This window comes from Streptomyces sp. NPDC012935 (assembly GCF_042900345.1).
Classification (GTDB): Bacteria; Actinomycetota; Actinomycetes; order Streptomycetales; family Streptomycetaceae; genus Streptomyces.
Genome location: NZ_JBIBBC010000001.1, coordinates 309,632 through 334,485, shown reverse-complemented (window position 1 = coordinate 334,485; position 24,854 = coordinate 309,632). Strand labels below are relative to the sequence as shown.

Below are 24,854 nucleotides of genomic sequence, written 5' to 3'. Positions count from 1 at the left end.
CATGAGCACCCCCTCCCTCGGTGCCGTCGGAATCCCCACGGCGACCCCTGCCAAGGCCCGGACGACCGGCGCACCGGCCGCACTCGCCCATCCCGTCGAGGTGGCGACTCTCTGGCGGCCCAGCGCCCCCTGCACCCCCCAGGGGTGCGTGGACGCGACGCGACCGGCCAGGGCCGTACCCCTGGCCGCCCTGCGGATCGCGGCGGTCCTGCTCCTGCTGACCATCGGATTCCTGCTCACCCCGCTCGGCGGGCGGATACCCGGCGGACAGGTCCGGCGCTGGTCCCGCTGGGTCGTACGGGCCGCGGGCGTCCAGGTACGGATCGACGGCCGCGCGGCGTCCGAAGGCGGGCTGCTGCTCGTCGCCAACCACGTCTCCTGGCTGGACATCCCGCTGCTCGCCGCCGTCCGGCCGGCCCGGATGCTCGCCAAGTCGGAGATCCGTCAATGGCCGGTGGCGGGGTGGATGACGGCCCGCAGCGGAGCCCTGTTCATCGACCGGGACCGAATCCGCGCACTGCCCGACACGGTGGCCCGGATCGCCGAGGCGTTGCGGGCCGGCGAAGCGGTCGCGGTCTTCCCCGAGGGCAGCACGTGGTGCGGCCGGGCCCAGGGCCACTTCCGCCGGGCCGCGTTCCAGGCGGCCCTCGACGCGGGCGTCCCGGTCCAGCCGGTCCGCCTGCGCTACCGGACGGCCCAGGGCTCGCCCAGCACGGCGGCCGCGTTCGTCGGCGCGGACTCGCTGCTCACCTCGGTGTGGCGGGTGGTGCGGGCACGCGAGCTGGTCGCGGAGGCGGACGTACGGGAGCCGATAGCGCCGGGCAGCCGTCCCGACCGCCGGTCACTGGCCCGCGCGGCCGAGGTGTCCGCGCTGCTCGGGGCGCATCGAGTCCAGGTCCCCCGCCCGTCCCGGTCCGTGGCCCGCCCGGCGAAGGGCGGCATCCGGGCGGTACCCGCCGCCGTCGTCGAAGAGGCGCCGTCCGTCCCGTCGCCCGAGCCCCTCACGGCATGACCCGGGCGAGGTACGGTGCCGTGGCGCTGCCGCTCGCCCGCGCCACCTGGGCGGGCGGGCCGGCCGCCACGATCCGTCCGCCCGCGTCACCGCCGCCCGGCCCCAGGTCGATCACCCAGTCCGCGCCCGCGACCACGGACATGTCGTGCTCGACCACGACGACGGTGTGCCCGGCGTCGACGAGCCCGTGCAGCTGGCGCATCAGCACCTCGACGTCGGCCGGGTGGAGTCCGGTCGTCGGCTCGTCGAGGAGATAGAGGGTGTGGCCGCGCCGGCCGCGCTGCAACTCGTTCGCCAGCTTGATGCGCTGGGCCTCACCGCCGGACAGCTCGGTGGCCGGCTGCCCGAGACGCAGATAGCCGAGACCCACGTCGAGCAGCGCACCGAGGCTGCGGGCCACGGCCGGGGTGTCCGCGAAGAACTCCGCCGCCGCCTCGACCGTGAGGTCCAGCACCTGTGCGATGTTCCGTCCCCGGTACGCCACTTGCAGCGTCTCGGGGTTGTAGCGCGCCCCGCCGCAGTCCGGGCACGGCGCGTACGTGCTCGGCAGGAACAGCAGCTCCACGCTGACGAACCCCTCGCCCTGACAGGTCTCGCAGCGGCCTCCCGCGACATTGAACGAGAAGCGCCCGACGCCGTAGCCACCCGCCCGCGCCTCGTCGGTGGCCGCGAACACCTTGCGCACGACGTCGAAGAGGCCGGTGTAGGTGGCGAGGTTGGAGCGCGGCGTGCGCCCGATGGGCTTCTGGTCGACCGAGACCAGGCGTCCCACCCCCACCAGGTCCTCGGTGATCTCGCCGATGAGCGTCGACTTCCCCGAACCCGAGACGCCGGTGACGGCCGTGAACACACCGAGCGGGAACTCGGCGGTCACGCCGCGCAGGTTGTGCCGGGTGACCGGCCCGACCCTCAACTGGCCCCGTGGGACGCGCACTTGGCGTACTGCGGCGGGGGAGCCGTCGAACAGGAAGCGCGCGGTCGCCGACTCCGTGACCGCCGCCAGCTCCGCCACCGGCCCGCTGTGCAGCACCTGCCCGCCGTGCTCACCCGCCTGTGGTCCCACGTCGACCAGCCAGTCGGCGCCGCGCATGACGTCGAGGTGATGCTCGACCACGAACACCGTGTTCCCGGCCGCCTTCAGCCGCGCCAGCACCGTCAGCAGCGCCTCGGTGTCCGCCGGGTGCAGTCCCGCGGACGGCTCGTCCAGGACGTACACGACACCGAACAGCCCGGACCGCAGCTGCGTCGCGAGCCGCAGGCGCTGCAGTTCGCCCGCCGAGAGCGTCGGCGTGGCGCGGTCGAGGCTGAGATAGCCGAGACCGAGCTCGACGACGGGCCCGATACGGGACTTGAGGTCCTCGGTGAGGACACGGGCCGCCTCCGAGGAGCCACCCTCGAGCAACCCCGCCAGCTCCGTGAGCGGCAGCGCGGCCACATCGGCGATCGTCCGGCCCGCGAAGGTCACCGCCAGCGCCTCGGGCCGCAGCCTGCTGCCGCCGCACGCCGGGCAGGGCGCGGCGGCGAGGAACCGCTCCGCTTTCGCCCTGAGGGTCGGGCTCTTGGAGTCGGCGAAGGTCTTCATGACGTACCGGCGGGCGCTCATGTACGTGCCCTGGTACGGCCGTTGGATCCGGTCCGCGTCGCGCACCGGGTGCACGGTGACGACCGGCTGCTCGTCGGTGAACAGGATCCACTCCCGCTCCTCGGCGGGCAGCTCGCGCCAGGGCCGGTCGACGTCGTGGCCGAGCGCGTCGAGGATGTCGCGCAGGTTCTTGCCCTGCCAGGCACCCGGCCACGCGGCGATCGCGCCGTCGCGGATCGACAGCCCCGGATCGGGAACCAGCAACTCCTCGGTCGTACGGTGCACCTGCCCGAGCCCGTGGCACTGCGGGCAGGCACCGGCCGCCGTGTTCGGTGAGAAGGAGTCCGAGTCGAGCCGCTCGGCGCCCGGCGGGTAGTCGCCGGCGCGGGAGTACAGCATCCGCAGGGAGTTGGAGAGGTTGGTGACCGTGCCGACGAAGGAGCGGGACGTCGGCGCCGAGCGGCGCTGCTGGAGGGACACGGCGGGTGGCAGCCCGGTGATCTCGCCGACTTTCGGCGCACCGACCTGGTGGATCAGCCTGCGCGCGTACGGCGCGACCGACTCGAAGTAGCGGCGCTGGGCCTCGGCGTAGATCGTGCCGAAGGCGAGCGACGACTTCCCGGACCCGGACACACCGGTGAACACGGCCAGCACGTCCCGCGGGATGTCGACGTCCACGCCCTTGAGGTTGTGCTCATGGGCGCCGCGGACGCGGACGTAGGGGTCGTGCGGGGAGTGCATGGGGTGAGGGCTCCGGAAGATGCGCGTCGGTGTCGTGGGCAAACCCCGCAATTCTAAACGAACGGGGCGCACGGGTCGCAGGAGCCACCTGCTGTTCACGATGCCGTCGGCTCGCCCACACCGGCCCCCCATACGGTCTCGCCAGTCTCTCTTCCTACCGAGGAGTATCGTGAGCGCCTCAGCTCTGAGCACTCTCACCGCCGCGCTGCTGATGGTCACGGGCGCGTCCGCCCCGCAGCCGGTCTCCGTCTCCGCTCGCGTGGAGACCCCCGTCGTGTACGACGACGAGGCGGGCGGCAACGCCGACGCCGACGACCCGGCCGTCTGGGTCGACCCCCACAACGCGGGCCGCAGCCTCGTGATCAGCACCCTCAAGGAGGCCGGTCTCGACGTCTACGGCCTCGACGGCAAGCGGCTCCAGCACATCGCCGCGCCCGCGGCACCCGGCGAGGACGCCGCGCCCGGCCGCTTCAACAACGTCGACGTCGTCTACGGCTTCGAACTGGGCGGCAAGAAGACCGACCTGGCCCTGGTCAGCGACCGCGGCCGGGATCGTGTCCGGGCCTACGCGATCGACCCGGCCGCGGTGGCGGCGGGCAGGCCCCCGCTGAAGGACGTGACGGCGGCCGGCGCCGCGCCGGTCTTCTCCGCGAGCGAGGCCGAGGTCGACGACCAGCGCACCGCCTATGGGCTGGCCGCCTTCAGCGACGACGACAACGTCTACGTGGCCGTGTCGCGCCGCTCGGAGACCCGCGTACGGCTGCTGCAGCTGGAGGACCGGAACGGCCGCGTCGGCTACAAGGCCGAGGACACCCTCGACCTGCCCGGCTCCTTCACACTGCCGAACGGCAAGAGCTGGACGCCGTGCGCCGACCCCGGCGATCACGCGCAGGTCGAGGGCATGGTCGTCGACCAGGAGGAGCACGTCCTGTACGCCGCCCAGGAGGACGTCGGGCTGTGGCGGGTCGACCTCGACGACGAGGAGTTCGGCCGGCCCGAGCTGATCGACCGGGTGCGGGAGTACGGCACTCCGTGGACGTATGACGCCGAGGAGGAGGAGTGCGTCATCGACACCGCGGGCGACCCGGGGTTCGGCGGTGAGCACCTGAGCGCCGACGCCGAGGGCGCCGCGATCTACCACGCCGCCGACGGCAAGGGATACCTGCTCGCCTCCAGCCAGGGCGACAACACCTTCGCCGTGTACGAGCGCCAGGGCCGCAACGCCTACCTCGGCTCGTTCGCCGTCACCGACAGCGCCGCCACCGACGGTGTGCAGCACTCCGACGGCGCCGCCGTGGTCAACGTGCCGCTCGGCGGCTCGTTCCCCAAGGGCCTGCTCGTCACCCACGACGGCGAGGCCGCGCCCGCCGACGGGGACCGGGAGGGCACCAACTTCAAGTTCACGCGGTGGGACTCGGTGGCGACCGCGTTCCCGAAGCCGCTGACGATCGACACCAAGTCGTTCGATCCGCGCGACACGGACTGACGTCCCGGCCGGGGGGGGGGGGGGGGGGGGGGGGGGGGGGGGGGGGGGGGGGGGGGGGGGGGGGGGGGGGGGCCGCCCCGCCCCCCCCCCCCCCCCCCGCCGGTAGGAGTCCAGCAGCGCCTCACGGTCGTACGTGCTCGTCGTGACCAGTACCTCCTGCGCCTGAGTCTCCTTCAGCACCGTCTCCAGCTCGTGCGCGACCTGCTCCTGCGTGCCCGCGATGTGCCCGGCGAGGCCGCCCTCGTAGAAGCCGCGCTCCTTGGCGGTCATGGCCGACGCCTCGATGCGCTCGGCGGGAGCCAGTGGCGGGAAGGTGCCGTGTGTGCGCGAGTACGCCATCGCCCAGGCCTCCGGGACGAGCAGTCGCCGCGCCTCCTCGGGCGAGGCGGCCACGGCGACGGTGCCGGAGATGACGACGTACGGCTCACTGGCCCAGGCGGAGGGCTGGAAGCGGTCGCGATAGTGATCGATCCCGCGCCGCATCTTCTCCCGGTTCCGCAGATCACCGATGACCATGGGCAGCCCGGCGCGCGCCGCGATGTCCGCTCCCTCGCCCATCGCCAGCACGAACGGCGGCACGGCAAGGCCCTCGGCGGGCCGTGCGTGCACCCCGGTCGGCGAGGTGCCACGGAACCAGTCGAGCAGCTCCCGGATCTGTGCCGCGAAGTCCTCGGCGTCCCCCTTGTCCCGCCCGAGCGCCTTGCGGACGCCGTCCGTGAAGCCGACCGATCGCCCGAGGCCCATGTCGATACGGCCGGGGAAGAGGGACTCCAGCACCCCGAACTGCTCGGCCACGACCAGGGGTTGGTGGTTGGGCAGCATCACCCCGCCGGTACCGACCCGGATCGTGCGGGTCGCGGCGGCGACGGCGGCGGCCAGCACGGTCGGCGCCGAGCCGGCGACGCCGGGCACACCGTGGTGCTCCGAGACCCAGACGCGGTGGTAGCCCAGTTCCTCCAGCTCCCGCGCCAGCCGTACCGTGTCACGCAGCGCTGCCCCGGTCGGGTGGCCCTCGCGGGTGCGGGAGCGGTCGAGGACGGAGAAGCGGGTCTGGGCGATCGCGGAGCTCATGCAAGCTTCAACACCGCAGCGCGCGCAGGATTCCTCGCCCACTGGCCGGCGGCCCCCCTCATGGCGCGATGTTGTGGTTCAGACGGAACAGGTTGCCCGGGTCGTAGCGCCGCTTCAGGGCGGTCAGGCGCGCGTGGTTGCCGCGGTAGTTGGCCCGTACGCGGTCCTGGTCGTCGCCGTCCATGAAGTTCACGTAGGCGCCTCCCATGGAGTGCGGTTCCAGCGCCCGGTGGAAGTGGCGCACCCAGGCCTTCTCGGCCTCGCAGTCCTCCCGGGTGGTGAGGGTCGGGCTGAGCGCGATCGAGTAGTCGGCGTCCCGGTAGGAGAAGGCGGTCTCCTCCGGCTCGATGCGGTGGCAGGCCCCGTCGATGGGGAAGACCACGGTCACGCTCTGGATCGAGGGCGTGGTGGCGCCGTACTCGACGAAGGCGTCGACGGCTCCGTCCGGCAGTCCCTGGGTGAAGGCGCCCTTCCAGTAGTGGTACAGCCCGGCAGGCACCAGGTCGTCGAAGAGGGTGTTGATCACCGGGTAGGGCATGCGCTCCAGGTGCCGGCCCAGCACCGGCCCGAGGGAGGCGACCCGGTCCCGGATCCGTTCATCCTCGTCCTGCGGCCCGGTCCAGCAGGTGATCACGCCGCACAGCGGCCGCCCGTGCCAGCGCTCGGGCAGGAACGGCACGGGAGGTCCGAGGCCCACGACGAGGGTGGCTCCGAGCCTCTCGTCCTCTTCGGCGACGAGCTCCCGGTAGCGGCGGATCACGTCGCCGTCGAGCGGGAAGAAGGTCGGTCCGCCGAGGACGTCGGCGATGGGGTGCAGCCGGTACGCGAAGGACGTGACGACCCCGAAGTTGCCGCCGCCGCCACGCACCGCCCACATCAGGTCGCTGTGCTGCTTGTCCGTGCAGGTCACGAAGGATCCGTCGGCCGTGACCAGGTCCACCGAGACCAGGTTGTCGCAGGCCAGACCGCAGCGGCGGGCCAGATACCCCATGCCGCCACCCGTCGTCAGGCCGCCGACGCCGGTCGTGGAGACCATCCCGCCGGTGGTGGCCAGACCGAAGGCGTACGTGGCGTGGTTGACGTCCGCCCAGGTGCAGCCGCCCTCGACCCAGGCGGTACGGGTCTCGGGATCGACCCGGATACCGCGCATCAGGCCGAGGTCGAGGACGGCACCGCCGTCGCACGTCCCGTAGCCGGGGACGCTGTGGCTGCCGCCACGCACGGCGAGCGGCACGCCCTGGTCGCGGGCGAAGTCCACCGTGGCGATCACATCGCCTGCGTCGACCGCCCGCACGATGATCGCGGGCCGCCTGTCGTGCATCGCGTTGTAGACCTTGCGGGCCTCGTCGTAGCCCGGGTCGCCGGGCACGACGATGTCACCGCGCACGGATCCGCGCAGCCGCTCCAACAGGTTGTGGTCGAGGGTCGGTGTGTAGGTGGTCATGGCCGCCACCTGCTCTCCACTCCTGGGTCGGAAGGAATGACACCTCCGGTGTACACGCGTACCGGGGGCGCGCTCATCGCCGGAACCGCCCATCCCGGCGGACCGGGCATGGGCGAAACGGCCCATGCGCGTCACGTGAGGCCGTGCTTGTACGCGTACGCCGTCGCCGCGGCCCGCGAGGACACGTCGAGCTTGGCGAAGATGTTGTTGAGGTGCCGGGCGACGGTGTGCTCGCTGATCATCAGCTCCGCGGCGACGGCCCGGTTCGTGCAGCCCGCGGCGACCAGCCGCAGCACCTGGATCTCGCGCTCGGTGAGCCCGCCCGGCTGCCGTCGGCGCACATCGGCGAGCAGGGCCGCCGCCCGGCGCGCGTCGGGTACGGCACCGAGCTGCCGGAAGGTCTGCTCCGCGGCCCGCAACTCCATCCGGGCACCATCCTCGTCCCCGGCGGCCCGGTCGGCGGCGGCCAGGGTCATCCGCACCTGGGCGGCCTCGTACGGCACCCGAAGCTCCAGCCAGAGCGCCAGCGCCCGGCGCAGCAGGGGCAGCGCCCGGTCGAGGTCACGGGCGGCGAAGGCCACCGCGCCGCAGGCCGCCGCGGCGCCGGCGTGCAGCAGGGTCGCATCCGAGCCGCACCGCCGCTGCCAGTCCCGGGCCAGAGCCTGGAGTCCGTCGGCCGCGGTGCGCGCCTCGGCCGTCCGGCCCAGTGCCAGGCACACCTCCACCTGGGCCGCGAGCAGTCTGCATCGTTCGAGACCGCCGGCCTCGGCTCCACCCGCTACGGCCAGCCGCAGGGCCGTGGCCGAGGCGTCGGCCTTCCCCTGGGCAAGCCGCAGCAGGGCGAGGCCGGGCTGCGGGTCGCGACCGAGCTCGTGGGTACGGTCGTACGACTTCTCGGCCGCCGCGAGCTCTCCGCGCCGCCGCTGGATCTGGCCCACCAGGTAGACCGCCTCGGCGGCCATCCGCCGCTCGTACGGCAGCAGTTCCTCGCAGGTCCGCTCGGCCTCGGTCACCGCCTCGGGCCAGCTGCCGCGCAGCTCCAGCACCTCGACCCGGTGCACTCGGCACAGTCCGCGGTAGTTGTTCTCGGCCGGCATCGCCGCGCACCACCGCATGGCCGCGTCGGTCCATTCGGCGGCGCGTTCCAGATCGACGCAGGCCATGGCCTGCTGGAGGCCCAGACAATAGACCCAGCCGGTGAAGAAGGAGCTGAGCTCACCTGCCATGGCCGAGCACATGGCGTCGTCCAGGAGATCGAGTCCGCCACCGACGCGCCCCTGAGCCACCAGGACGCCGGCCTGCGCCTGCACGCTCATGGCCAGCAGATCCGGGCTGCCGCAGCGCCGCGCGATCCCGGCCATGCCCCGGGCCGCCGCCATCGCGTCGTCGAACGCACCGCGCTCCTGAGCGTCCCGCGCATCGACCCAGGCGAGGTAGCACTGCTCGACGCACTCCGGCTCGCTTCCCAGATGCCGCCGGGCCCGGCGCAGCCAGCCGGCGGCCAGGGCCGTGCGCCCCGCGAGCTGGTGCTCGTAGAACAGCAGCCAGGACATGAGCCCCGCCTGCCGAAGCGCGCCCGCCGCGACATAGCCGGAGTAGGCCCGCATCCGCCGGCCGATCGACTCCTCGACACGGCTTGTCCACCAGGCGGCATCGGCGAACGCGGCGTGGTCGTCGGGGGTGAGGCAGGTGGCGTCCAAGCCGCCCAGCAGCCGGTACGCCTCGGCCCACGCCTCATGGGCGGCGGCGTCCCTGGCCTGCCGCAAGATGTCCGCGGCCGCCCTGTCGATCGTCTGTTCGGTCACCCACGGCTCCCTTCTCGCGCTGCGCGAGCAGGACCGGCCCCTCACCAGGATAGGCAGGCCGGGCGCCCGGGGGACTCAGTGAACGGCCACCTGGAGCGGTGCCGCGTGCTCGTGGTCGCAGGCGTCGTCGATGCCGTACGTGTCCCAGCCCGGGAACGGGTCGGCGGCAGGGAGGCCCTCGTCGCCGGCCATGAGGCAGTCGGCCAGGGCGGTCCGGAGCGCCTCCGCGTGCAGATGTGTGCCGATGAAGACCAGCTCCTGCGCGTACGGTGCGTCGGCGTCGCGCGCGGCGCTGGGCTCGAAGCGGGCGACGGAGCCGGCCTGCGACCACAGCCCCGTCACGTGCGGGCGGCTGGCGAGGGTGAAGAAGCCCTTGGACCGCAGCACCTTCCCGTAGGCTCCGCTGTCGAGCTCCACCGTGACGAAGTTCCACAACCGCCCGGGGTGGAAGGGCACTTCGGCGTGGAACACCGTGGACGAGATCCCGTACTCCTCGGTCTCCGGAACGTGGTCGCCGTTGAGCTCCCTCACCCAGCCGGGGGCCTGCTGGGCGCGCTCCAGATCGAACAGCCGCGTGCCGAGCACCTCTTGGAGTGCCACTTGCCCCTGTACGGCGTCGACGACCCGCGCGCCGGGGTTGAGCCGGCGCAGTGCCGCGCGCAGCCGGTCCGCCGTCTCGTCGTCTACCAGGTCCAGCTTGTTGAGCACGATGACGTCCGCGAACTCGACCTGGTCGACAAGGAGATCGCTGACGGTGCGCTCGTCCTCCTCGTACTGGTCGAGGCCGCGCTCGGCGAGTTCGTCGCCACTGTCCAGCTCGGACAGGAAGCCCGCGGCGTCGACCACCGTGACCATGGTGTCCAGGAGGGCGACGTCGTCGAGGGCGGCTCCGTCGTCGCGGGCGAAGGCGAAGGTGGCGGCCACCGGCATGGGTTCGGAGATGCCCGACGACTCGATGAGGAGATGGTCGAAGCGCCCCTCACGTGCCAGCCGGCCGACCTCCTCCAGCAGGTCGTCGCGCAGGGTGCAGCAGATGCAGCCGTTGGTCATCTCGACCAGGCGTTCCTCGGTCAGCGACAGCGCGGCCTCGCCGCCCCGCACCAGCGCGGCGTCGATGTTGATCTCGCTCATGTCGTTGACGATGACCGCCACACGCAGTCCCTCGCGGTTCGCCAGGACGTGGTTGAGCAGGGTCGTCTTGCCCGCCCCGAGGAAGCCGGACAGGACGGTGACGGGCAGACGGCGGTCGTACGGCATCCCGGTCAGCCCTCGGGGCGCAGCAGCCCGCGCTCGTACGCCTTCACCAGGTGCTGCGGCACGAGGTTGCTGACGCCGTCGATGGTGACGGGCACGAGCTGCGGGGTGCTCGCCTTCCACTGGGCGCGGCGGTGGCGGGTGTTGCTGCGGGACATCTTCCGCTTGGGAACAGCCATGACGGACCTCCTCGGTCGGTGAACACCGAGGAGGCTATATGAAAATGGATCCCATTAACAATTGCGCTCCGGAGTCACTCCTGGGCGCCCACCAGCATCCGCACCTCGAACTCCTCGTAAGCGGCGTCGTCCCGCGGCTGCCGGCGGTCGCTCAGCACCGTGCCGAGCCAGCCGAGGAGGAAGCCCGCCGGGATGGAGACGATGCCGGGGTTCTGCAGCGGGAACCAGGCGAAGTCCGAGTCCGGGTAGAAGGAGCCGGGCGTGGCGGAGACCACCGGGGAGAACACCACCAGCAGCACCGAGCACACCAGGCCGCCCCAGAGGCTGAGCAGCGCCCCCTGGCCCGTGAAGCGGCGCCAGAAGAGGGTGTACACGATCGTCGGCAGGATCGCGGACGCCGCCATCGCGAAGGCGAGGAAGGCGAGCGTCGCCGTGTTGGCACCCCAGGAGACGAGGGCGAGCATCATGGCGAGGACGCCGATGACGACCGCGGACAGCCGGGCGACCATCAGTTCCTCGGTCTCACTAGCGCGCCCCTTGCGGATCACTTCGCCGTACAGGTCGTGGGCGAGGGACGAGGCGGCGGCGAGCGTGAGGCCGGCCGCGACCGCGAGCAGTGTGACGAACGCGAGGCAGGACAACAGCGCGGTGAGGATGCCGCCGCCGAGGGCGTTGGCGAGCAGCAGGACGGCGGAGTCGCCCTTGTGGTCCGTCTCCGCGATGGTCTCCCGGCCGACGATGGCGGTGGCGCCGAGGCCCAGGACGCCGGCCGCGAGGCAGACCAGGCCCACCAGACCCACCGCCCACACGAGGGAGGAACGCAGCACGTCGATCCTGCGCGGCGCGAGCAGGCGCATCAGTACGTGGGGGAGGGCGGCGAGGCCCAGCACGATCGCCAGTTCCAGGCTGAAGAAGTCGAGCTTGCTGGTCGTGCTGACGCCGTAGCGCAGTCCGGGTTCGAGGAACTGCGTGCCCGTGCCGCTGTGGTTCGCCGCAGCGGACAGCAGGGCGCCCGGGTTCCAGTCGTAGTGGTTGAGCACCATGACCGCGGTGACCGTCACGCCCGCCACCAGCATCACGGCCTTGATGATCTGAATGACGGTGGCGCCGGGCGCGCCGCCGATCGCGGCGTACACGATGACGACAGTGCCGATCACGATCACGCACAGGGTCCGTGTCGCGGCACTGGGTTCGCCCGTGAACTGGGTCAACAGGGCGATGCTGCCGACGAGTTGGGCGACGAGGTACAGCGTCGTGATGGCCAGGGTGCACATCGCGACGGCGAGCCTGACCGGGCGTTGCATCCGTGGCAGCCGCAGGGCGAGGGTGTCACCGAGGGTGAACTTCCCTGCACGGCGCAGGGGTTCGGCGACGAGCAGCAGCACCATCATCCAGGCGACGACGGTCCCGCCCAGGTACAGCAGACCGTCGTAGCCGTTGAGCGCGACCAGTCCGGTGCTGCCCAGCAGGGTGGCGGCCGACACGTAGTCGCCGCACATCGCCAGGCCGTTGCGCAGCGGGGACATGGTGCGGTTGCCGAGGTAGAACTCGCTGATCTCGTCGCGCTGAGGGGCTGTCAGCAGCGCCATGAACAGCGTGACCACGACGACCGACAGGAAGAGCACGAACGTCAGGTTGAGGCTGAACCGGTCGACGATGCCTGCGGACACGGTCACCACGTGGGGTGCCCCCCGGCCTCGCCGTGCGGCGCTGTGGCGTGGGGGGACCCCAGCTCCTGCTGCCGCAGTCGCGAGGCCAGGCCACGGGCCAGGGGGTCGACCCGGGTGCGCATGTGCCGTACGTAGCACCAGGCCGTCACGCCCATCACGGCGAACTGGCCGAGACCCAGCGCGAGGCCGAGGGTGAGGTCGCCGGTCAGACGCTGGTTCATCAGGGCGGGAGCGGCATGCGACAGCAGTACGTACAGCAGGAATCCGCCGACCGAAAGGATCGTCGCTCGCACGCCGAACCTGCGCTGGGCGCGGCGAAGTGAGTGAAATTCGGGGTCTTCGGATATTCGTTTGGACGGTACCGGACCCTTAACCGGCGAACTGAATGTGAGAGATTTGTCGTGCCATGGTGAAAAGTCGGGCACAGGCGCACCTTCTTCGCTGCGGCATGCCGAACACACTGGGGAGTGCGGGCCTGATGGGGGACGGGTGGCGGGCGGCGAAAGCCGGAAGCCGGAGTATGACAGCGCTCTCATTGAGCAATCAACCGTCGACGTGAATTGCCGCCCCGCGGTGGCGCATTCGCGCCCCTCATGTTTTTCGGCGATCAGGTGAAACATGCGGATAACGGCTGTCGGTGAATTAGTCCGGACCATACCTCCGGGCCGGACTGTCTCCATCCCGGGCCCCGGATTAGGGTGAGGGACGTGACCGACAGCAAGGACCGCCCCCTCGCCGTGTTCGACCTGGACAACACCCTCGCCGACACGGCGCACCGGCAGCACTTCCTGGAGCGCAAGCCGCGTGACTGGGACGGCTTCTTCGGGGCCGCACCGGACGACCCGCCCCTCTCGGAGGGCGTCGCGCTGGCGCGGGAGAGCGCCGAGGAGTGCGAGGTCCGCTATCTGACCGGCCGGCCCGAGCGCTGCCGGCGCGACACGCTCGACTGGCTCGCCGCGCACGGGCTGCCCGAGGGGCGCGTGTACATGCGGCGCAACGACGACCGGCGGCCCGCCCGGCGCACCAAGCTGGAGACCCTGCGCCGCCTCGCCCGGACCCACGAGATCCGGGTCCTGGTGGACGACGACGAGCTGGTCTGCGAGGACGCCGAACGGGCCGGGTTCACCGTCGTACGGGCACGCTGGTCCGCCCCGTCCGCAGCGCTGAAGGTGGCGCAGGAGCGGGAGGGGCGGACCTGAGGGGGCCGGGCCTGCTACCGGGCCTGCTACTCGGTCTCGTCCAGGCGGAAGCCGACCTTCATGGTCACCTGCCAGTGCGCGATCTGCCCGTTGTCGAGCTGGCCGCGCACCTCGGTCACCTCGAACCAGTCCAGGTTGCGCAGGGTCTGCGAGGCACGCTCGATGCCGTTGCGGATGGCCTGGTCCACGCCCTCCGGCGAGGTGCCGACGATATCCGTGACCCGGTAGGTGTGGTTCGACATGTGGGTGCTCCTCTCACACGCGTCACTCCACGGTGCCCCAAGGCGGGGCATCGCGCGAGCCGTCCGTCACCGCGCCACGCTCAGTGACAGCGCGAAGCGACCCTCGGCGTCCGTCCACCAGTGAGCCAGCTCCAGCCCGGCCTCCGACAGTTCCGCGCGGACACCGTCCCTGCGGAACTTCGCCGACACCTCGGTGCGCATGTCCTCGCCCGCCGCGAAGTCGACGGCGAGGCCCAGCGCGGATACCTTCACCGTCTGCGCCGCTCGGGAGCGCAGCCGCATCTCGATCCACTCGTGGTCCGCGTCCCACACGGCGACGTGGTCGAACGCGGCCGGATCGAAGTCGGCGCCCAACTCGCGGTCGATCACCGCCAGGACGTTCTTGTTGAACGCGGCCGTCACCCCGGCCGCGTCGTCGTACGCCTCGACCAGGACCCGCTCGTCCTTGACCAGATCGGTGCCGAGCAGCAGCGTGTCACCGGGGGAGAGCAGGGACCGCACCGAGACGAGGAACGCGGCACGCTCGGCCGGCAGCAGATTGCCGATCGTGCCGCCGAGGAACGCCACCAGCCGGGGCCCCGGCGTCTCCGGCAGCGTCAGCCCACCGGTGAAGTCGGCGATCAGCGCGTGCACGTCGAGCTCCGGCCGCTCCTCGGCGAGCGCCTGCCCGGCCTGCGTGAGCGCGCTCTCGCTGACGTCGACGGGGACGTACGTGTGCAGTGCCGTCAGCGCGTCGATCAGGTACCGCGTCTTCTCCGAGGAGCCGGAGCCCAGTTCGACCAGTGTGCGGGCGCCGGTGGCCGCGGCGATCTCGCCGGCCCGGTCGACGAGGATCTCGCGCTCGGCGCGCGTCGGGTAGTACTCGGGCAACTCGGTGATCTTCTCGAACAGTTCGCTGCCCTGCGCGTCGTAGAACCACTTCGGCGGCAGCGTCTTGGGCGTGCTCGTCAGGCCCTTGAGGACGTCGGCGCGCAGTGCGGCGTCGGTGGCGTCCTCGGGCAGGTTGCGAGTGAGAAGGAACGGACTCACGTGCTGGGCTCCTTCGGTGCTGCGGAGGGTTGCAGGGGTTCGCTCGGGTCCTTGAGCGGGGTGAGCAGCACGTCGGTGCGGCTCGCCGCGAGGAGGGTCCGGTCGGGGACCTCCTGCCAGTGCGGATCGTCGTCGTACGGCTCGGAGGCCACGACGGTGCCGCCGCCGGGCCGGGTCAGATACCAGAGGGTGTCGCCCCAGGCGGTCGCGGCGATGGCCTCGCCGTTGCTGAGCAGCAGGTTGAGCCGGGAACCGGGGGCCGCCTCGGCGACCTCCAGAACCGTGTCCGCCAGCGCCTGCCCCTCCTCGTCGCCGCCGCGCAGCCGCGCGAGGACCAGTGCCCACACGAGCGCCGAGTCGTTGCGGGCCTCCATCGACAGCACGTCCACCGCGGGCAGGGTCGGGACGAGCGGCGCGAGCGAGCCCGGCCAGCCCCTCACCGCGCCGTTGTGGCTGAACAGCCAGGGACCCGCGGCGAACGGCGCCGCCGCGGCCTCCTGATCGGCGCCCGGCAGCGTCGCGTCCCGTACGGCGGCCAGCAGCGCGCCGCTGCGTACGACCCGTGCCAGATCGGCGAAGGACGGATCCGCCCAGATGGGCCCGGCCCGGCGGTACCGGGCCGGTACCGGGTCCCCCTCGGCGTACCAACCGACCCCGAAACCATCGGCGTTGACGGTCCCGTACCGCTGCCGCCGAGGTGCCCACGACTGGCGGTACAGGCCGTGCGGGGGTTCCACCAGGAGTTTGCCGAGCGGCTCCTCGGGGCCCAGATAGGCCAGGTGACGGCACATCAGACGTCCCCCGCGGACCGGGCCGTGCGGAACCCGGAGAAGATCTGCCGCCGGATCGGGTAGTCCCAGTTGCGGAAGGTGCCCCGGCAGGCGACCGCGTCCACGGCGAACGCGCCGCCGCGCAGCACCTTGTACTCCGGCCCGAAGAACACCTCCGAGTACTCCTTGTACGGGAACGCCTGGAAGCCCGGGTACGGCAGGAAGTCGCTCGCCGTCCATTCCCACACGTCACCTATCAACTGCCGTACGCCGAGCGGCGATTCGCCCTCCGGATAGCTGCCGGCCGGGGCGGGGCGCAGATGCCGCTGGCCGAGGTTGGCGTGCTCCGGTCCGGGATCGTCGTCGCCCCACGGGTAGCGCATCGAGCGGTCCCCGGCCGGGTCGTGGCGGGCGGCCTTCTCCCACTCGGCCTCGGTGGGCAGCCGGCGCCCGGCCCAGCGGGCGTAGGCGTCCGCCTCGTACCAGCACACGTGCAGGACGGGCTCGTCGGGCGGTACCACCTCGGTGACGCCGAAGCGGCGGCGGAGCCACTGCTTGCCGTCCCGGCGCCAGAACAGCGGGGCGTGGATCGAGTTCCCGCGGATGTGCGCCCAGCCCTCCGGCGTCCACCAGCGGTCGTCGTCGTAGCCGCCGTCCTCGATGAACGCCTTGTACGCGGCGTTCGTCACCGGTGTGGTGTCGATGTAGAACGGCGGCACCTCGCGCCGGTGTGCCGGGCGTTCGTTGTCCAGCGCCCACGGCTCGGTAGAGGTGCCCATCGTGAACGGGCCGCCGGGAACCAGGACTTCGGACGGGCCCGTCATCAAGGGTGCCGGATCCGGGTCGGGGGCGGTCAGGGCCTGCGGGCCCTTGCGAAGCTGATGGGTGATCAGCATCGTCTCGTCGTGCTGCTGTTCGTGCTGCGCGATCATCCCGAACGCGAAGGCCGCCTCGGTCAGTCGCGTCCCGTGGAAAGCGGTGCTCTCCAGCAGGTCCAGGACCCGTCCGCGCACCTCGGACGCGTAGTGACGGGCCTCGGTCGGCGGCAGCAGCGGCAGGGTGGGGCGGGCGGCGCGGGGGTGCTCGAAGGCGTCGTAGATACCGTCGATCTCGGGCCGCATCGCCTCCCGCCCGGCGACCGTCCGGAGCAGCCACTGCTCCTCCTGGTTGCCGATGTGCGCGAGGTCCCACACCAGCGGGGACATCAGCGGCGAGTGCTGGGCGGTGAGGTCGGGGTCCTCGACGCAGGAGGTCAGCAGGGTCGTCCGGGCACGGGCGGTGGTGAGGCTGGTCAGTGCCCGCTCGCGGAGCGTGTCGGCGTCGTGGGCGGGGTCGGTCATGTCCGGTCGTCCTTCCCGTGCAGGGTGCGGTCCGTGCCGTAGAGCTCGTCCAGCAGGTCGTCGGCGGGGCAGCGGCCCTTGCTGACATAGCGGTCCCGGTACGCCGCGACGGCGTTCGTGACCTCGGCCGTGGCCCCAAGCCGGGGCAGCGCCTCCAGTGCCGCCGCGAAGCAGGTGTCCGCGACCTCCTGCAACTCGGGGTCGGCCAGGCCCGAGCGGGCCGCGTCGAGCCACAGCGGGTTGTGCGGGGCGGGCAGCGACATGCCGCGCTCGGCCAGCGGCTTCACCGTGCGGTAGGCGGTCTCGGCGGCCTCGGGGTCGTCGAAGAGCGCCGTGGTCACGGCGAGCGGCACGATCCACCCGTCCTCGCCCGGCTGCGCGTCGATCATGCGCAGTTCCAGATGGCCCCGCGGTCTGACCGGCGGGAACAGTGTCGTGAGGTGGTAGTCGAGGTCCTCCTGCGTCGGTGGCCTCGGCGCTCCCGACCTGGTCCACTCCCGGAACGTCAGCCCGTCCGGGACGTCCCACGGGCCGCCGTCCTGCCGTACGCACATCACCGGCGCGTCCAGGACGTGCCGCGCCCAGGCGACCCGCGGGTCGCCGTCCAGCGGAGGTGCGCCCGCGCGGCCCGGGCCGATCTCCATCCACAGCAGCTGCCGGGTGGAGAGCCAGCCCGTGGGCTCGCTGGCGGCCAGTGGGGAGTTGGCGAAGGCGGCGACCAGGACCGCGCCCAGCTGGTGTGCCAGCCACCAGCGCCGTCCGTGCCCGAGCGGGCCGGGCTCCTCGTATCCGGAGTCCAGGCACACCTGCACGGAGGCCGAGGTGCACATCATGGCGCGGCCGGCCGGGCCCGCCCGGTCCAGGTACGCCTCCATGGCGTCATAGCGGGGCTGGCGCAGGTAACGGCGGGGCGGGTGCCAGGGATCGTTCCCCATGCCGACCAGACCGAGGTCCTGCTCGCGCAGCACCGCGCGGGCGGCGTCGAGGTCGGCGGAGACGGTACCGATGCACTCCATCAGCGAGGTGGCGGGCGGGGAGCTCAGCTCCAGCTGACCGCCGGGTTCGACGGTGAGCGCCGACCTCAGGGGCACGGTCCGTACTGCGGCGTAGGCCGCTTCGAGTCGTTCGGGTGTCACGGGGAGCTGCGGGCTGTGCAGCTCGTGTACCAGCCATTCCACTTCGACCCCGAGGGTGCGGGGCGGGCCGGTCTTGAAGCAGATGCCCCTGACGAGGGCCTCCACCTCGGCTTCGGTGACTGCGGAGCGCGGCTGCTCCGTACAGTCGCTCACCGAATCTGACATGTCTTGGATCCTCCTGAGAGTCCACGATGCCGCCCGGCCCGGATCTTGTGGGCGGGCCGGCACACTCGTCCCACCCAAGACCCTCACGTCGCTTCGCACAAGGGCGCGTACCGGCACGTTCCGGGTGCGTAATCTTTGCTCCCCGGGTGTTGGCTGGGGCTTTCCCGGCCGTTCTCGGTCGACTGTCGGCGCCCGGGAATTCTGTTGCACCGCACGACCAGCATCGCCCAGGATGCGTGCATGAGCACGGCGGGGGAGATCGCGTGCAGCCGACGCGGTCGCACGGTCATGGCGCACACGGGGGTGGCGCCATGAGCGCGCGCCTGCGCGGCATCGCGCAGCAGACGCAGGAGATCGTGGCGGCGGGGAGGTATCGCGCGCCGGACGGCCGCGAGGTGTCCCTCGCGGCGGCGATCGAGGCGGCGCGGGACGGCACCCGGATGTACGGGCCGGACCCGGTGCCGGTGCCGCAGGTCCCCCGGCGGGAGACGTTCTTCGAGGTCACGGGCGAGAGCAGCCTGGAGGCGGCCCGCCGCCTCGGCGCCGGGACAGCCGTACTGAACTTCGCCTCGGCCCGCAACCCGGGCGGCGGCTACCTGAACGGCGCCCAGGCCCAGGAAGAAGCCCTGTGCCGCGCCTCGGCGCTGTACAGCAGCCTGCTCGGCGCCCGCGCGTTCTACGACCACCACCGCGCCCACCGCGACCCGTTCTACACCGACCGTGTCATCCACTCACCCGGTGTGCCCGTCTTCCGCGACGACCGCGGCAGCCTGCTGGACGCCCCGTACACCGCGGGCTTCCTGACCGCAGCAGCACCGAACGCGGGCGTCATCCGGCGTACGGCCCCGCAGCGCACGGCCGAGCTGCCGGGCGCCCTTGCCACCCGGGCGGAGCGGGTGCTGGAGACAGCTGTCACGCACGGGTACCGGCGACTGGTGCTCGGTGCCTGGGGCTGCGGGGTGTTCCAGAACGACCCGGCGCAGGTGGCGGGCGCGTTCCGTGGGCTGCTCGCGCCCGGCGGGCGGTTCTCCGGGGCCTTCGAGCACGTGGTGTTCGGCATCCTGGACCGCACGCCCGACAGCCCGGTGCGAGCCGCGTTCGTGCGGGCGTTCCCCGAGGGGCAGCTCCAGCGGTAGGGCTCAGGTCCAGCGGTGGCACTCAGGGTGTTCAGTGCCTGCGGTGGCGCTCAGTGCCTGCGGTGACGCTCAGGTCCAGCCATAGCGCTCGTGCAGCCGGTGCCTCACCAGGTTGAACCGCCCCCGGTCCAGGGCGCACGCCTCCCGGCGCATACCCTGCTCGTGCAGGCGCAGGATGCGGTCCACGTCGACCCAGGAGTCGCGCCCCGTCCGGTCCCACGGCCCGCTGCCGATGGCGACCCACTCACGGTCCCCGTCGTGCCGCTTGCTCGACAGCTGCACCGCGAGGAACGTCCCGCCGGCCTCCCGGGCCACCACGAGCACCGGCCGGTCCTTGCCCCGCCCGTCGTTCTCCTCGAAGGGCACCCAGGTCCAGACGATCTCCCCGGGGTCGGGGTCGCCGTCGTGCGCGGGGGAGTACTCGGTGCGCACCTTGCCGACCTTGCGGGGATCGGCCTCGGTGGTGGCGGAGGGACCGTGGCGGCCCGGGACGTTCTCAGCGGTGGGGATGCTCACGGGGGCACCCTAGAGGCTGCCTCCGTGAGCACACCCGCCGGGTCACGTCTCGCGCCGGGTCACTTCTCGTCCATCGGCACCTTCTGAGCGAGCCCGTTGAGCGGGGAACCCTCCTTCGGCACCTGCCCGTTCTGGTTCATCGACGCCAGCAGCTGGCGGGCCAGCCCGAGTCCCGTACCGCCCATGGTGAGCGCCTTGGCGAACATGTCCGCCATCCCGTCGGCGCCGTTGAGCAGCACCATGTTGTCGACGCTGCCGAAGGCGGACGCGCCGGCGCGGACGATCTCCGGCCAGTTCTCGGCGAGTTGCTGCGCGACCACGGCCTCCTGGTTCTCGGCCAGTGCGGAGGCCCGTGCCTTGATGGCCTCCGCCTCCGCGAGTCCCTTGGCCCTGGCTGCCTCGGCCTGCGCGAGGCCCCGGGCCTGTGCGGCGGCGGCCTCGGCCTCGCCGGTGGCGCGAGTCGCCGCGGCCGTCGCCGTGCCGCGGGCCTTGGTCGCCTCGGCCTCGGCGCCCGCGGCCGTCTTGACCCGAGTGGCCTCGGCGGCCGCCGCGAGTTCCGTCTCCTTCGCCTTGGCCTGCGCCGCCGAGATCCGCGCGTCGCGCTCGGCCTCGGCCAGCGTGCGCTTCTCGTAGGCCTGCGCGTCGGCGGGCTTGCGGACATCGGCCTGGAGCTGCTGCTCGCGCCGGTGCGCCTCCAGTTCGGCGACCCGCGTCTCTTGGACGACGACCTCCTGCCGGGCGGCCGCGTCGGCGAGCGGACCGGCCTGCCGGGCCTTGGCCCCCGCCTTGTCGCGCTCGGCCTGGTAGCCCGCCTGGAGGATCTCGCTGTCCCGGGTCGCCTCGGCCATCCGCGCGTAACTCTGCTGCTCCGCCTCGGTGGCGAGACGGTTCGCCTCGGCCTGCGCGATCCGCGCGTCCCGCTGCACGGCCGCCGCGTGCGGCATCGCCAGGTTCTGGATGTACCCGGTGGGGTCCTCGATCTCATGGATCTGCAGCGAGTCGACGATGAGCCCGAGCTTCTCCATCTCCGTACCGCACGCCGCCCGCGTCTGCCCGGTGAGCTTCTCCCGGTCGCGGATCATGTCCTCCACCGTCAACCCGCCCACGATGGACCGCAGATGACCGGCGAAGACGTTGTGCACCCGCTCCGACATCAGCTTCTGCTGGTCCAGGAAACGACGGGCCGCGTTCGCGATCGACACGAAGTCGTCGCCCACCTTGAAGATGACCACGCCCCGCACCTTCAGCGGAATGCCCTGGTGCGTCACGCAGTCCACCTGCAACTCGGTCTCGTTCAGGTCGAGCGACAGCTTGCGCACCGCCTGCACCCCGGGCAGCACCAACGTGCCCCGCCCGGTGACGATCCGAAAGCCCATGCCCTCCTCGAGCCCCTCGGTGCGGTGCTTGGAGCCGGAGATGACCAGTGCCTCGTTGGGTTCGGCGACCCGCCACATCATCTTGAACAGACCGATCAGAACGAGGACGGCAGCTGCTGCCACCCCCGCAACGACGCCGACAACCATCGGCATACGCCCCCTTTGGATGGTGCCCTTTCGGCACCGAACGAATGGGAGTGTGCGCCTGTGCGCCACGCAAATACAGGGGTTGACGCATCCTTGCCGCAACCTTGACGCAGACGGCTCTCACCTGCGAGGGAGCGGGCTCAACTGTCGTATGCCGCCTGGACGTAGACGGTCCGCGGCGGTTGGTACTCCACCACCATCACCACCGTGCCGCGTTCGATGCGGTCGGAGCCGGTGGCCGGATAGGCGAGGAAGTGCTCGGCGCCGCCGCGCACCCGGACCATCACCTCGCCGACGAGCCCGGGTCCCACCGTGCCGGTGACCCGCCCCATGAGCCCGACCATCGACGCATCGTCCATCGTCACAGAGTAGGACCTGCGGCCCCTCAGACGACCGGGGCGGGAACGGTCTCGCCCTGCTGCGGCGGCCACAGCTCGTGCCAGCGCAGCTCCGCCTCCAACTGCGCGGCCAGCGAGATCAGCAGGGGCTCGCTGTTCGCCGGCCCGAGCAACTGGGCACCGACGGGCAGACCGTCCACGAACCCGGCGGGGACGTTCACACCGGGCCAGCCCAGCACGTTCCACGGCCAGGCGTAGGGACAGGCGGCGATCATCGCCCGGTCGGTGGCGAAACCGCCGAGTTCGAGCATCGCGCCGATGCGGGGCGGGGGAGCGGCCGTCGTGGGCGCGAGGATCACGTCGTACGACTCGTAGAACGCGCCGATACGACGGTGCAGCACCGCCTCCGCGCGCCGGGCCGCCCGCAGCGGGACCCCGCCGAGGAGCCGGCCCAGCCGGGCGGCGTCCCGGGTGCGCCGGTCGAGCAGTGCGGGGAACGGCGCTGCGCTCGCCCACTCGGCGATCCCGACCGTCGCGCGCGGGATGAAGGTCAGCCCGATCTGGCCGTACGGCGGATCGGCCTCCTCGACGAAGTGCCCCAACGCGCTCAGTTTCTCGGCGAGTCGGACGACCCTGGCCCGCACCTCCGGCTGCAGACGGGCGGGCAGGGCGGTGAACGGCGGCTTGAGGGAGAGCGCGATGCGCAGCCGTCCGGGTTCGCGGCCCACGGCCTGCGAGGCGTCCACCGCCGGCGGGCGGTGCGGGTCGAGATCGTGATTACCGGCGGCGGCGTCGAGCAGGAGGGCCGCGTCGGCGACCGTACGGGCGAGGGTGCCGTTGACGGTGATGCCCTGGAAGGACTCGCCGCGCGGCCAGGTGGAGACGCGGCCGCGCTGTGGCTTGATGCCGATCAGATGCGTCCACGATGCCGGGATCCGCACCGAACCGGCGCCGTCCGAGCCGAGCGCGGCGGGCACCAGTCCGGCGGCCACGGCGGCTGCCGAACCACCGGACGAGCCGCCGGGCGTGTGGTCCGCGTGCCACGGGTTGCGGGTCGCGCCGAAGGCCGGGCCCTCGGTGAACGGCCACTGCCCCAGCTCGCAGGTGTTCGTCTTGCCCACGATCACCGCCCCGGCCGCGCGCAGCCGCCGTACCGCCTCTCCGTCCTCGGCGACCGGAGGGAACTCGCCGCAACAGCCGAACGCGGTCGGTTCGCCCGCCACGTCCATGTCGTCCTTCACCGCGACCGGTACGCCCAGCAGCGGCCGGCGCCCACCGGCGGCGAGTTCGGCGTCGGCGGCCTTCGCCTCGGCGAGGGCGGCTTCGGCCCGGACCACCCGGAAGGCGTTGAGGGACCCCTGGGTCGCCTCGATCCGCGCGAGCGCCTCCGCGACGAGCGCCTGCGACGTCACCTCCCCGTCGGCCAGCGCACGGGCGGACTCGGCGAGGCCTACGGCACGGTCGGGTGTCATACGGGCACCTCCGGGACGACGTTGTCTACCGAACAGTAACCTCCGGGGCCCGCCGGTGGAACGACTTCGGAAACGGGGGGAGTCCGATTGGGGGAGCCCTGAAGGAGCACAGGATTCCCACAGGCCTCTTCCGCTTCGTGCGCGAAGGATTGACGGGGCCTGGCCTCACCCCTACCGTCTGATCGCCTTACCGAACTATGTTCGATATACCGAACACCTGAAAAGGTCCGACCCGTGTGACCCCTGAATCTCCGAACCCCTTGACGTCATGGAGAGCCGCCGTGACCCCACCGCCCCCCAGGCCGTCCCGCCGCACCCTGCTGCGAGCGATGGCCGTCCTGCCCGCCTCGGCCCTCGCGCTGGGTGAGGCGCCCGGACTGCTCGGTACCGCCCTGGCCGCCGCACCGCCCGGCGGCTCTGCCACGCGCTACACGATCGTGCCGTTCCTGAACAGGGACGACGGCACCGTGAACGTCTACCAGTCGGACGATGCCACCGACTTCCGCCTGGTGAGGGCCTCCGCGTACACCCCGCCGAGCAACCGCATCCGCGACGCGAGCATCTTCAAGCACACCAACGGCTACTACTACGTCACCTACACGACCCACACCTGGCAGGACACCAGCACCACCATCGGCTTCGCCCGCAGCTCCGACAGGGTCAACTGGACGTTCCTGTACGACCACACGGTGCCGATCGCCAATCTCTCCCGTGCGTGGGCGCCGGAGTGGTTCGTCGACAGCGACGGCAGCGTGAACGTCATCGTGTCCTGCTCGACCACCAGCGACGAGTGGATCTTCACGCCGTACCTGCTGAAGGCCACGAACTCCGCGCTGACGGGATGGAGTTCACCGGTGGCGCTGTCCGGGATCGGCGCGAACCACATCGACACGTTCATCGTGAAGCTCGGCTCGACCTACCACGCCTTCACGAAGAACGAGACGACCAAGTACATCGAGTACGCCACGGCGTCCAGCCTCACCGGCCCGTACACGATCTCCCGCACCGGCGACTGGGCGGGCTGGGGGAGCTACCGCGAGGGCCCGGCGCTCGTCCAGCTCGACAACGGTGGCTGGCGGCTCTTCTTCGACGGCTACGGCGACGGCACGTACTACTCCAGCGACAGCTACGACACCTTCGCGACCTGGTCCGCACCGGCCGCTCTGCCCGCCGTCTCCGGAACCGCCCGCCACTTCACCGTCATCAAGGAGACCGTCCCGGGCGGCCCCGCCCTGGCGAAGAACGTCACCCGTTCCTTCCAGTCGGCCAACTACACCACCCGCTACTGGCAGGCACAGTCCTCCTTGCTCAACCTCCCGGTGGTCAGCGGCTCCAGCACCACCGCCGAGAAGCAGGCATCGACCTTCACGGTGCTGCCCGGCCTCGCCGACGCGAACGGCTGCTCCTTCCGCGACTCCTCCGGCAAGTACCTCCGCCACTGGGACTTCCGGGCCCGCTTCGACACCCACGACGGCACGTCGACGTTCGCGAGGGACGCCACGTTCGTCGCCCGCACGGGCGCGTCGAGCGGCTCGCTCCGCTTCGAGTCCTACAACTATCCCGGGTACTACCTGCGGCACTACGGCTATCAGCTGCGGGTGGAACGGGGAGACGGGACGGATCTGTTCCGGCAGGACAGTTCGTTCGTGCCGGTGACTGCCTGGGCGTGAAGGCGAGTTCAGGCGGTTCCGGCAGCGGCCAGCTCCGGTGACGCCAAGGCGTTCACCAACGGCACCGCGAACGC

At 71.9% G+C, this 24,854-nt stretch carries 21 protein-coding genes and 1 pseudogene; 5 read left to right on the top strand and 17 right to left on the bottom strand.

Annotated features, from left to right (window positions below):
* Position 1 precedes the first annotated feature (1 nt).
* On the top strand, positions 2–1,012 hold the full coding sequence (locus tag ACFY5C_RS01415) for a lysophospholipid acyltransferase family protein (protein ID WP_389439185.1): 1,011 nt from the start codon (positions 2–4) through the stop codon (positions 1,010–1,012).
* Here ACFY5C_RS01415 and ACFY5C_RS01410 read toward each other — a convergent pair.
* On the bottom strand, positions 1,002–3,335 hold the full coding sequence (locus ACFY5C_RS01410) for an ABC transporter (RefSeq protein ID WP_389439183.1): 2,334 nt from the start codon (positions 3,333–3,335) through the stop codon (positions 1,002–1,004). The genes ACFY5C_RS01415 and ACFY5C_RS01410 overlap by 11 nt on opposite strands.
* Positions 3,336–3,504: 169 nt before the next feature.
* Between ACFY5C_RS01410 and ACFY5C_RS01405 the strand changes: the two genes are divergently transcribed.
* Positions 3,505–4,821 (top strand): phytase, encoded by a 1,317-nt coding sequence (locus ACFY5C_RS01405; RefSeq protein WP_389439181.1) that lies wholly within the window; start codon positions 3,505–3,507, stop codon positions 4,819–4,821.
* A 96-nt stretch (positions 4,822–4,917) separates the two neighbouring features.
* Here the strand turns inward: ACFY5C_RS01405 and ACFY5C_RS01400 are convergent.
* The 7 genes and pseudogenes from ACFY5C_RS01400 to ACFY5C_RS01370 form a co-directional block, all read right to left on the bottom strand.
* Positions 4,918–5,892, bottom strand: a pseudogene (locus tag ACFY5C_RS01400) (LLM class flavin-dependent oxidoreductase); the annotation flags it as partial.
* Positions 5,893–5,950: 58 nt separating this feature from the next.
* A complete protein-coding gene (locus tag ACFY5C_RS01395; RefSeq protein ID WP_389439179.1) occupies positions 5,951–7,336 on the bottom strand; it encodes an FAD-binding oxidoreductase in 1,386 nt (461 codons plus the stop codon).
* 131 nt (positions 7,337–7,467) lie between these two features.
* A complete protein-coding gene (locus ACFY5C_RS01390) occupies positions 7,468–9,141 on the bottom strand; it encodes a LuxR C-terminal-related transcriptional regulator (protein ID WP_389439177.1) in 1,674 nt (557 codons plus the stop codon).
* Positions 9,142–9,216: 75 nt separating this feature from the next.
* A complete protein-coding gene (locus ACFY5C_RS01385; RefSeq protein WP_389439175.1) occupies positions 9,217–10,398 on the bottom strand; it encodes a GTP-binding protein in 1,182 nt (393 codons plus the stop codon).
* A 5-nt stretch (positions 10,399–10,403) separates the two neighbouring features.
* Positions 10,404–10,574 (bottom strand): 50S ribosomal protein L32, encoded by a 171-nt coding sequence (rpmF, locus tag ACFY5C_RS01380; RefSeq protein ID WP_389439173.1) that lies wholly within the window; start codon positions 10,572–10,574, stop codon positions 10,404–10,406.
* 74 nt (positions 10,575–10,648) lie between these two features.
* Positions 10,649–12,253 carry a cation acetate symporter gene (locus tag ACFY5C_RS01375; protein ID WP_389439172.1) on the bottom strand — a complete coding sequence of 535 codons (1,605 nt, stop codon included), beginning with the start codon at positions 12,251–12,253 and terminating at the stop codon, positions 10,649–10,651.
* Complete coding sequence (locus tag ACFY5C_RS01370) at positions 12,247–12,780, bottom strand: DUF485 domain-containing protein (protein WP_389440634.1); 534 nt, start codon at positions 12,778–12,780, stop codon at positions 12,247–12,249. Before ACFY5C_RS01370 ends, ACFY5C_RS01375 begins: the two co-directional genes overlap by 7 nt.
* Before the next feature lie 171 nt (positions 12,781–12,951).
* Between ACFY5C_RS01370 and ACFY5C_RS01365 the strand changes: the two genes are divergently transcribed.
* Positions 12,952–13,443 carry a hypothetical protein gene (locus tag ACFY5C_RS01365; protein ID WP_389439170.1) on the top strand — a complete coding sequence of 164 codons (492 nt, stop codon included), beginning with the start codon at positions 12,952–12,954 and terminating at the stop codon, positions 13,441–13,443.
* 26 nt (positions 13,444–13,469) lie between these two features.
* Here ACFY5C_RS01365 and ACFY5C_RS01360 read toward each other — a convergent pair whose 3' ends face one another.
* The 5 genes from ACFY5C_RS01360 to egtA all read right to left on the bottom strand — a co-directional run bounded on the left by ACFY5C_RS01360 (position 13,470) and on the right by egtA (position 18,125).
* Positions 13,470–13,685, bottom strand: a complete 216-nt coding sequence (locus tag ACFY5C_RS01360) for a dodecin (protein WP_389439168.1) — start codon at positions 13,683–13,685, stop codon at positions 13,470–13,472.
* A gap of 66 nt (positions 13,686–13,751) precedes the next feature.
* On the bottom strand, positions 13,752–14,714 hold the full coding sequence (egtD, locus tag ACFY5C_RS01355) for an L-histidine N(alpha)-methyltransferase (RefSeq protein WP_389439166.1): 963 nt from the start codon (positions 14,712–14,714) through the stop codon (positions 13,752–13,754).
* Positions 14,711–15,505, bottom strand: a complete 795-nt coding sequence (egtC, locus tag ACFY5C_RS01350; RefSeq protein ID WP_389439164.1) for an ergothioneine biosynthesis protein EgtC — start codon at positions 15,503–15,505, stop codon at positions 14,711–14,713. Before egtC ends, egtD begins: the two co-directional genes overlap by 4 nt.
* Positions 15,505–16,824 carry an ergothioneine biosynthesis protein EgtB gene (egtB, locus tag ACFY5C_RS01345; protein ID WP_389439162.1) on the bottom strand — a complete coding sequence of 440 codons (1,320 nt, stop codon included), beginning with the start codon at positions 16,822–16,824 and terminating at the stop codon, positions 15,505–15,507. The genes egtC and egtB overlap by 1 nt, the downstream gene beginning before the upstream one ends.
* Positions 16,821–18,125 (bottom strand): ergothioneine biosynthesis glutamate--cysteine ligase EgtA, encoded by a 1,305-nt coding sequence (gene egtA / locus ACFY5C_RS01340; RefSeq protein ID WP_389439160.1) that lies wholly within the window; start codon positions 18,123–18,125, stop codon positions 16,821–16,823. Before egtA ends, egtB begins: the two co-directional genes overlap by 4 nt.
* A gap of 311 nt (positions 18,126–18,436) precedes the next feature.
* Between egtA and ACFY5C_RS01335 the strand changes: the two genes are divergently transcribed.
* Entirely contained in the window at positions 18,437–19,261 is an 825-nt protein-coding gene (locus tag ACFY5C_RS01335) for a TIGR02452 family protein (RefSeq protein WP_389439158.1), read from the top strand.
* A gap of 69 nt (positions 19,262–19,330) precedes the next feature.
* Here ACFY5C_RS01335 and ACFY5C_RS01330 read toward each other — a convergent pair whose 3' ends face one another.
* From ACFY5C_RS01330 to ACFY5C_RS01315, 4 genes are all read right to left on the bottom strand, one after another.
* Positions 19,331–19,777 carry a type II toxin-antitoxin system PemK/MazF family toxin gene (locus tag ACFY5C_RS01330; RefSeq protein WP_389439157.1) on the bottom strand — a complete coding sequence of 149 codons (447 nt, stop codon included), beginning with the start codon at positions 19,775–19,777 and terminating at the stop codon, positions 19,331–19,333.
* Positions 19,778–19,836: 59 nt separating this feature from the next.
* Positions 19,837–21,306: a flotillin family protein gene (locus tag ACFY5C_RS01325; RefSeq protein WP_389439155.1), complete on the bottom strand. Its 1,470-nt coding sequence runs from the start codon at positions 21,304–21,306 to the stop codon at positions 19,837–19,839.
* 134 nt (positions 21,307–21,440) lie between these two features.
* On the bottom strand, positions 21,441–21,659 hold the full coding sequence (locus ACFY5C_RS01320; protein WP_389439153.1) for a hypothetical protein: 219 nt from the start codon (positions 21,657–21,659) through the stop codon (positions 21,441–21,443).
* Between the two features lie 26 nt (positions 21,660–21,685).
* Entirely contained in the window at positions 21,686–23,110 is a 1,425-nt protein-coding gene (locus ACFY5C_RS01315; protein WP_383616525.1) for an amidase, read from the bottom strand.
* A gap of 281 nt (positions 23,111–23,391) precedes the next feature.
* Between ACFY5C_RS01315 and ACFY5C_RS01310 the strand changes: the two genes are divergently transcribed.
* Entirely contained in the window at positions 23,392–24,780 is a 1,389-nt protein-coding gene (locus tag ACFY5C_RS01310; protein ID WP_389439151.1) for a glycoside hydrolase family 43 protein, read from the top strand.
* Positions 24,781–24,854 lie beyond the last annotated feature (74 nt).

What these genes read in the sequence shown, in the direction of transcription:
- ACFY5C_RS01315 (WP_383616525.1), bottom strand. Translation starts at nt 23,110, where the DNA reads ATGACACCCGACCGTGCCGTAGGCCTCGCCGAGTCCGCCCGTGCGCTG.
- ACFY5C_RS01335 (WP_389439158.1), top strand. Translation starts at nt 18,437, where the DNA reads ATGAGCGCGCGCCTGCGCGGCATCGCGCAGCAGACGCAGGAGATCGTG.
- egtB (WP_389439162.1), bottom strand. Translation starts at nt 16,824, where the DNA reads ATGACCGACCCCGCCCACGACGCCGACACGCTCCGCGAGCGGGCACTG.
- ACFY5C_RS01370 (WP_389440634.1), bottom strand. Translation starts at nt 12,780, where the DNA reads ATGAGAGCGCTGTCATACTCCGGCTTCCGGCTTTCGCCGCCCGCCACC.
- ACFY5C_RS01415 (WP_389439185.1), top strand. Translation starts at nt 2, where the DNA reads ATGAGCACCCCCTCCCTCGGTGCCGTCGGAATCCCCACGGCGACCCCT.
- egtA (WP_389439160.1), bottom strand. Translation starts at nt 18,125, where the DNA reads ATGTCAGATTCGGTGAGCGACTGTACGGAGCAGCCGCGCTCCGCAGTC.
- ACFY5C_RS01360 (WP_389439168.1), bottom strand. Translation starts at nt 13,685, where the DNA reads ATGTCGAACCACACCTACCGGGTCACGGATATCGTCGGCACCTCGCCG.
- rpmF (WP_389439173.1), bottom strand. Translation starts at nt 10,574, where the DNA reads ATGGCTGTTCCCAAGCGGAAGATGTCCCGCAGCAACACCCGCCACCGC.
- ACFY5C_RS01395 (WP_389439179.1), bottom strand. Translation starts at nt 7,336, where the DNA reads ATGACCACCTACACACCGACCCTCGACCACAACCTGTTGGAGCGGCTG.
- ACFY5C_RS01325 (WP_389439155.1), bottom strand. Translation starts at nt 21,306, where the DNA reads ATGCCGATGGTTGTCGGCGTCGTTGCGGGGGTGGCAGCAGCTGCCGTC.
- ACFY5C_RS01385 (WP_389439175.1), bottom strand. Translation starts at nt 10,398, where the DNA reads ATGCCGTACGACCGCCGTCTGCCCGTCACCGTCCTGTCCGGCTTCCTC.
- ACFY5C_RS01320 (WP_389439153.1), bottom strand. Translation starts at nt 21,659, where the DNA reads ATGGACGATGCGTCGATGGTCGGGCTCATGGGGCGGGTCACCGGCACG.
- egtC (WP_389439164.1), bottom strand. Translation starts at nt 15,505, where the DNA reads ATGTGCCGTCACCTGGCCTATCTGGGCCCCGAGGAGCCGCTCGGCAAA.
- ACFY5C_RS01410 (WP_389439183.1), bottom strand. Translation starts at nt 3,335, where the DNA reads ATGCACTCCCCGCACGACCCCTACGTCCGCGTCCGCGGCGCCCATGAG.